Source organism: Psychrobacter sp. AOP31-B2-9 (assembly GCF_052378005.1).
Classification (GTDB): domain Bacteria; phylum Pseudomonadota; class Gammaproteobacteria; order Pseudomonadales; family Moraxellaceae; genus Psychrobacter.
This window is the reverse complement of sequence record NZ_JBQSXG010000149.1, coordinates 1-6,865: the sequence shown is the minus strand read 5'-3', so window position 1 is coordinate 6,865 and position 6,865 is coordinate 1. Positions and strand designations below refer to the sequence as shown.

Genomic DNA, 6,865 nt, shown 5'->3' with positions numbered 1-6,865 from the left:
ACTTTTTTTAATATTATTAGTTTTTAACACTACTTGTCTGTGACGCTACTTGAGTTAAGACTTCAATGAAAATAAAGTTCGCTATTAAGCGTCAGTTATTGACGTATGAATGTATCAAGTGGCTTGATAGTTCAAGTGGAACTTGACACACTGCATGGTTTTAACAGACCTTGCTTGCTGGTTTTGAATTCAATAAATTTATTATTTTCGGTAGCCCATTATGGCTGTATCTAAATACTATTTAGGCTACAAAAAGCTTTCTAAAGCTGTTTTTGAATGGCAAGCTGCTGATAGAACATCGCTGCTGGCTTCATTTATGGTAATGGATGTTTTTTCGCATTGGTTGTGGTGTTTATTTGTTTGGTATCAACGCGATGTTTATAGTGCTTTTATTGATATGAGCCTTCTCTATTCGTTGTGGACTGGCGTAACGATGGTCTGTGTTTTTTTGTTATGGATGTCCAGCCGTTTTTCACCAGCCAAAAACCCTCATAACAATTTATATACTTGGCAAGCAGTGCTCATCACTGTTTATAGTGTCTATATTACCTTTATTATAGTCATACTAGGATATAGTAGTTTGGTCACGGGTGTATCCTTGCTTGGTAGTGCGATGTTGGGAATGCTGCTCATACGTCGACGCTATGTTTGGAGAGCTTTTTTAGGGCAGATTATTGCGATATTATTAGTAACACTATTTCCTTATTGTGGCATCACCTTACCCAGTCTGCGTCAAATGAGTGCCATTACTCTTCCTCCTAGTATTCATAGTTATATGACTTATAGTGATATGACAATCATGAAAAACGAAGCATTGAATTGGGAGGGTATCAATTACCTACGTCAATCTTCCAATATTTTGTGGCGTTCTACACATATGTATATGTCGCTACCAAAAGCCATATTTATTATCTATATGTTCCGTACTTTGTTGGTGGTATTAGATAATAGTAGAAAAGAAACCTTGCAACATGCCAATCAAGATGAGCTGACACAACTAAAAAACCGTCGTTATGGTTTGATGCAAATGAAGCAAGCATTGGTGACGATAGAGGAGACGCAAGATATCAGCGTTATTTTATTGGATTTAGATTGGTTTAAGGAGGTCAATGACAACTACGGTCATGATGTGGGCGATCAAGTTTTAATTACAGTAGCACAGACGCTATCACAGTCTTTAACGGACGATATGATTGTCAGCCGATATGGCGGCGAGGAGTTTTTGATTGTACTGCCAGATAAGAGCCATGCCAGCGCTATGGTTATTGCGGAACAATTAAGACGATCTATCGCGGAAAATGTGATTACGGTTGATAATCAAACGACTTTTACTATAACTGCTAGTCTAGGAGTGTATTCGCTGACTTATAAAGAATGTGCCTCTCTTAAGCAAGCGAATCGAGCAGCAGGAAAGACAGAGACAGGATGTGAGCTTGATGAGTCGCAGCCAACCGAATGTTATACTGAAAGCACATTTGATAACCAAACTGAATTCACACAGCTATCTCAGGATATTTGCCAACTATTAATAGGCACTGCGGACAAGGCTCTATATGAAGCCAAGCACCGCGGTCGTAATCAAGTGGTCAGTGCTAATGAGATGTGGGCAGCAGGTGATCATAGGATTAACTCGCTTTATGGTACCTAAATAGCCGATGGTGTTAGTGGTCTCCATGATTGATAGGCCAGTTTTGTCTTTCATATCACCCTTCATTGATTTGATTATCATGTTTGCTAATTGCTAATTGCTAATTGCTAATTGCTAATTGCTTGACTAAGCTTGCTAATACACTTGTGGCAAAGCTACCAGTCGTTAGCGTGAAGCTTAATACCAGTGTTTCCTCACCTTCTTTATCCTGCCATTCCCACGTCAACGCTTCGATAGGTAAGCGTAATGCTCGTCTTTGAGCCTTAATATCACGTTGCTCTAACCCTGCTGCTAGCTGCGTCAATAATGGGCTGTATTTTACAACTTGATGCTCAATATCTGCGGCTACGCTACTGACTTTATCGTTACTCTTGCCCCATAACACAGCCGTTGGATGAATATCGCCAGTGGCTAGTCGTGCGCGTAATGTGTCGTCTATCGCTTCACTGGTGAATATCGATCCTGAACCATCTAGGTTAAATACCTCACCGGCCAAGCCTGTATTCCAGCTTCCATCGCGGACACGCGCTGCCAGTATTTCGTTAAATATCAGGCTGCGTGCAGCAGACAGTTCCATCGTGTTTTGCTCGCGCGGTGCACGCTTGCGTTTACTCTTTTTGGGCTGTGGGCGACTTTCTGGCACTGGACGTGCAAATAGTCTCAAGGCTTCTCTAATATTATTACCATTACGCCCGAAGCGTTGCGGACCAAAATAATTGGGTACACCACTTTTACTAATAGTCGCTAAATGTTGTTCGATAGCTTTCTTTGCAGATAGTAATTGCTCAGGGGTTAAGCGCTCAGTGTCATGCTCTGTAAACTGAATATCACGCAATGTAATCACAAATTGGTTGGCACGATGCGTACCGCGATTGAGTTTTTTGTTATGCCAGTGCTGCGCAAGGATAGTGACAGACTCATTTTCGCCAATGTCCACTGGTGCAAACTCAGTAGGTGGCAATTGCTTTTTGGGTATGCGCAAACTAAACCACTGGGTCGTCAATGCATGACGGTCTTTTAACCCCGAGTAGCCGACGTCACGCAATGGAATGTCTGCCCACTCTGACAATAGTTTGGCCAAATATGCTGTATTCATGCCTGATTTTTGGATATGCAACCATAGATGCTCACCTTCATCCGTAAAGTCTAATGGCAGTACCTCATTGACGATGAAATCTGTCGTTTTAGCTTTATAAGTGGCTTGTTTTAATAGTGGTAGTATCGGCTGCGGTAATTGTGATGTATCCGCGGCGGCAGTGATGTCGATGTCTGCTACATCAGACGTCTTATTAATAAGTGATGTGTGCTCACAATCTGACTGAGAGACTGTGGTTTCTGCGGTTGCTATCGCTGCGGTATTGTTATCTAGAGAAGTCATAAAATAGTCTGTTGTGTTGGTTATCAGTGTTAGGGATAAGTGATAGAAGTGTTGGTTGGCGTCAAGGTTACGTTTTGCAACGCAGTAATCCTATAAAAAAACATCGTGTTTTGGATGCGCTTGTTACTATCTATTAATAAAGTATTATAACCATTAAGGAAGACTTATGACTAAGGCAACGATCAACACAGTCACCATTGATAAGGCTGATATTCCAGATGGTGGCATGAAATCATATAAGCAAGATGACGATAGTATCATTTTAATCACGCGTGACGACAGCACGTTTCATGCATTTGATGGTAAATGTCCACATGCTGGCGCAGATCTAGGTAATGGTTTACGTTGTGGTCATCGTGTGGTTTGCCCGTGGCATCATGCGACTTTTGACAGTCGTGATGGCACGCTATTAGAGCCAATAGCGATAGAGGGATTGACTCGATATACAGTGACTGATGATGGTGACACCTTATTGGTCGATACTTCTGCTCAGATCAATGAGCGTGTTGAACAGGATAAGTTGTCTGATACGCACACCATCATCGTTGGTGGTGGTGGCTCTGGATTTATGACGGCCGACCAGTTGCGTCAGGGTGGTTATGGCGGCAAGATTACGTTGATCAGTAATGAGGACAAGGCCCCTTATAATCGACCATTACTTTCTAAAGCGTTTTTAGCAGGGAATATGCCCGAAGAAAAGTTACTACTTGGCGGGGCAGATTGGGCACAAAAAAACGATATTAAGCTGCGTTTGAATCAAACGGTTAGCGAAGTATTGCCCAATGAGCGCCGCGTAAACATGGTTGATAGTAATGACGACAACGAGACAGTCACAGCTGATTTTTTAGTGGTCGCTACGGGTGCGTCGCCTGCCATACCACCTATTAAGGGTACAGATTTGGATGGTGTCTATACCTTACGCAGTATGGAAGATGCCAAATTAATAAAAGCCGCTAGCCACGACCAGCGAGTGGCTATTATTGGTACGGGTTTTATTGGTATGGAGGTCGCCTCAGCATTAGCGCAGGCAGGTACGACCGCTTCTATCACGGTAGTTGGTCAAGACAATCGTGTGATGGGCAATATCGTCTCAGAAACCGTTAGCAATGCGCTTATCAAGCTGCACGAGGAAAACGGCATCAACTTTGTATTTGATGCGACGGTCAACGAAATCACCAAGATTGACCGTCAAGTTGACAAAGACGATCAGGCTTCTTCAAATGTAGGCGGTGTCACGCTAGCAAGTGGTGAGCATATTGATGCCGACATTGTGATTCTAGGAACAGGTGTATCAGCCAATACCAGTCTATTAGCAGAGGTCAATGATCCAGATGGTGTACAGGTTGATAGCACATTGCAACTGCGTGATGGGGTATATGCATTGGGCGATATAGCCAAAGCTTCAGGTCAAATGGGGCGCATGCGGATTGAACACTGGCGAGTGGCGTTGCAACATGGTCTTGTGTCTGCCGCTGCGATATTAAATGATGACAGTGTCGAGTCATTAGAGGCGCGTATTCCTTTCTTTTGGACCATGCAATATGGCAAGAGCTTACGCTATAGTGGTCATGCAGCGACACCTGAGTACCACATTTTATTTGGTGCGCCAGATACGCTTGATTATATTGAGTACTATTTCGATGATGAAAATGAGGACACGCGGGCTAGTGCGGCAAGTACGCTTGGACGTGACAAAGAGTTAGTTGCCTTCTCTGAGTTATTACGCCGTGGACACGCACCGACACGCGCTCAGCTCAATGCAGGGTTTGATATTATTGAGCAAGCACAGGCATTATCACAATCAGATTAAGACAAGCTCTAGCAATTTGCACACTATCAGTATTATTATTGAGGCTGACTTTATAAATGAAGTCAGCTTTTTTCATATAAGGATAGGAAAATAATAATATGCACAAAGGTTCTGTGTTTTTACGGCAAGCCACATTGGCTGATATTGATGCACTTGAACAACTGTTAAATCGTTGTTACCGTCAGAAAACTGGCTGGACCAACGAGGCTGATCTCATTGGTGGTATTCGCACCACAGCGGCAAGCTTGACGGCTGTTATTAATGATCCTTGTCACTATTTTTTTGTGTATCCAAAGACAACCACAGGCAAACGTGACGGAGATGAAACGGGTGAGTTGTTAGGGTGCATCAATGTTGAGATAAAAATAGATACAGACTTAAACGAAAGCCTTTTCTATCAAGGAGCTGATAACAGTGCTTATATCGGTATGTTTGCAGTGTTGCCTGAGCAGCAAGGAAAAGGCGTTGGTCATCAGATTTTACAGGCTGCAGAAACGTTCGCCAAACATCGTCTACAATCTGACTTAAGCATCTCTGATAATAAAAATTCACGTCTTACCATGTCTATTTTGAGTCATCGTCCTGAGCTATTGGCTTATTATGAACGCCGCGGCTACCAGTTGAGTGGGCATAAAATAGCTTTTCCTAATGATGGTAATAATGGTGAACCAAAGCGTGATGATTTAGAGCTATTAGAGCTAGAAAAAATAGTTAATCCATAAAACACATCTGCATCTGAATTCGGCGTCGACAGTAGGCGATTATGTCGGCTTAACCTTATCTAATATTATTTCTAATGATTAGCGCCAAAAGTATCGAAAGGTCATAAATAATCCCACGCTCAATAATAAAAATGCCACAATGATTAAGCGCTTAAACCAGTTAAAGGCTGGCAGGCGCGTGGCGTTGTCATCAGACATAAGATAAGCGAACAAACACAGTAGGCTTGCTGCTAATGTCATGATCCCAAGACCAATCGGTAATATAAATAAATACACCTGCCACATAATTATCTCTCAACGGTCAGTATTAAGCGCATCATAACAGCAACGTGATTGTGCTGTCTGTATGAAAGTCGCTAAAAACCTTTGGCGCTCGCTATGTGAAAGCGACCAAAGTATAAAAACAATATAGTCATTCCACTATAAAGGTATTACAGCGTCTCGCTTGAAGTATCACATATACACTCGGTTGCCTTGTACTATTCTTGAATTGAATAGGCTATATTAAAAAATAAGCAAATATCGAGAAATTATGTTGGGTTTAAAGTTATAATTATGTATAGTTAAGGTAACTTTATAGATATTTTGGTAGCAATGAGATTAGTGCTGAAAATCAGCGACACTTTGATACATAGTTTCATATAGATAGTACGTGATTATTATTGATAGTTGAGGTGTCTGTAAAACCAGTTTTAAGGTTTATCAAGCGAGTATTGAGTTGATTTTAATCATTGAAGCTGAGCCATGTTTTTATAAGTTATTCATAGTAAAGTCGTTGAGATATATCAAATAAAACCACGTTTATTCTTAGAGGGATAATATGCTAAAAAAAATCGCTTTTTTAACGATTACATCAATACTATTTGCTGGTTGTGCTTCAATACCTACAGAAAATGTTGAAGTATCTAACGTACTCAAGCAAGTGAAAGCCCCAAGTACAGATAATGCTGGTTTATACATTTACCGTAGTAATAGCGTAGTGGGCGCGGCTTTGAAGAAAGATGTCTGGGTGGATGACGAGTGTATCGGAGAGACCGCGCGTGGAACATTCTTTTATCATGAGGTGCTAGGAAATGCAGAGCATAAAGTCTCTACAGAATCTGAATTCTCACCAAATGATCTAATGGTAATGACCAAAAAAGGTCAAAACTACTTCGTCAAACAATATATCAAGCCAGGTCTATTCGTTGGTGGCGCGGGTTTAAAACTGGTTCCTGAGAGCGAAGGTAAAGAGGCGATCGCTGATCTTAAGCTTGGTGTTAAAGGTACTTGTAGTAAGTAGTTTAAAGAGCACTGTTAGATATTTT

Annotated in this window: 6 protein-coding genes; 4 read left to right on the top strand and 2 right to left on the bottom strand. The window is 41.6% G+C overall.

Features of this window, described 5'->3' with window-relative positions; all coding sequences use genetic code 11:
- The first annotated feature begins 220 nt into the window (after positions 1-220).
- Entirely contained in the window at positions 221-1,648 is a 1,428-nt protein-coding gene (locus ACT3SX_RS12920; RefSeq protein ID WP_192520375.1) for a GGDEF domain-containing protein, read from the top strand.
- Between the two features lie 100 nt (positions 1,649-1,748).
- Here ACT3SX_RS12920 and truD read toward each other — a convergent pair whose 3' ends face one another.
- Positions 1,749-3,026: a tRNA pseudouridine(13) synthase TruD gene (gene truD / locus ACT3SX_RS12915; RefSeq protein WP_192520376.1), complete on the bottom strand. Its 1,278-nt coding sequence runs from the start codon at positions 3,024-3,026 to the stop codon at positions 1,749-1,751.
- 166 nt (positions 3,027-3,192) lie between these two features.
- Between truD and ACT3SX_RS12910 the strand changes: the two genes are divergently transcribed.
- Both ACT3SX_RS12910 and ACT3SX_RS12905 read left to right on the top strand, forming a co-directional pair.
- Positions 3,193-4,836 carry an FAD-dependent oxidoreductase gene (locus tag ACT3SX_RS12910; RefSeq protein ID WP_192520377.1) on the top strand — a complete coding sequence of 548 codons (1,644 nt, stop codon included), beginning with the start codon at positions 3,193-3,195 and terminating at the stop codon, positions 4,834-4,836.
- Between the two features lie 98 nt (positions 4,837-4,934).
- Entirely contained in the window at positions 4,935-5,558 is a 624-nt protein-coding gene (locus ACT3SX_RS12905) for a GNAT family N-acetyltransferase (protein ID WP_192520378.1), read from the top strand.
- 78 nt (positions 5,559-5,636) lie between these two features.
- Here the strand turns inward: ACT3SX_RS12905 and ACT3SX_RS12900 are convergent, their stop codons facing one another.
- Complete coding sequence (locus ACT3SX_RS12900; protein ID WP_192520379.1) at positions 5,637-5,843, bottom strand: hypothetical protein; 207 nt, start codon at positions 5,841-5,843, stop codon at positions 5,637-5,639.
- A 535-nt stretch (positions 5,844-6,378) separates the two neighbouring features.
- Between ACT3SX_RS12900 and ACT3SX_RS12895 the strand changes: the two genes are divergently transcribed.
- The gene (locus ACT3SX_RS12895; protein WP_192520380.1) at positions 6,379-6,840 is read left to right on the top strand and encodes a DUF2846 domain-containing protein; all 462 of its coding nucleotides are present in this window, start codon (positions 6,379-6,381) and stop codon (positions 6,838-6,840) included.
- Positions 6,841-6,865: the final 25 nt, after the last annotated feature.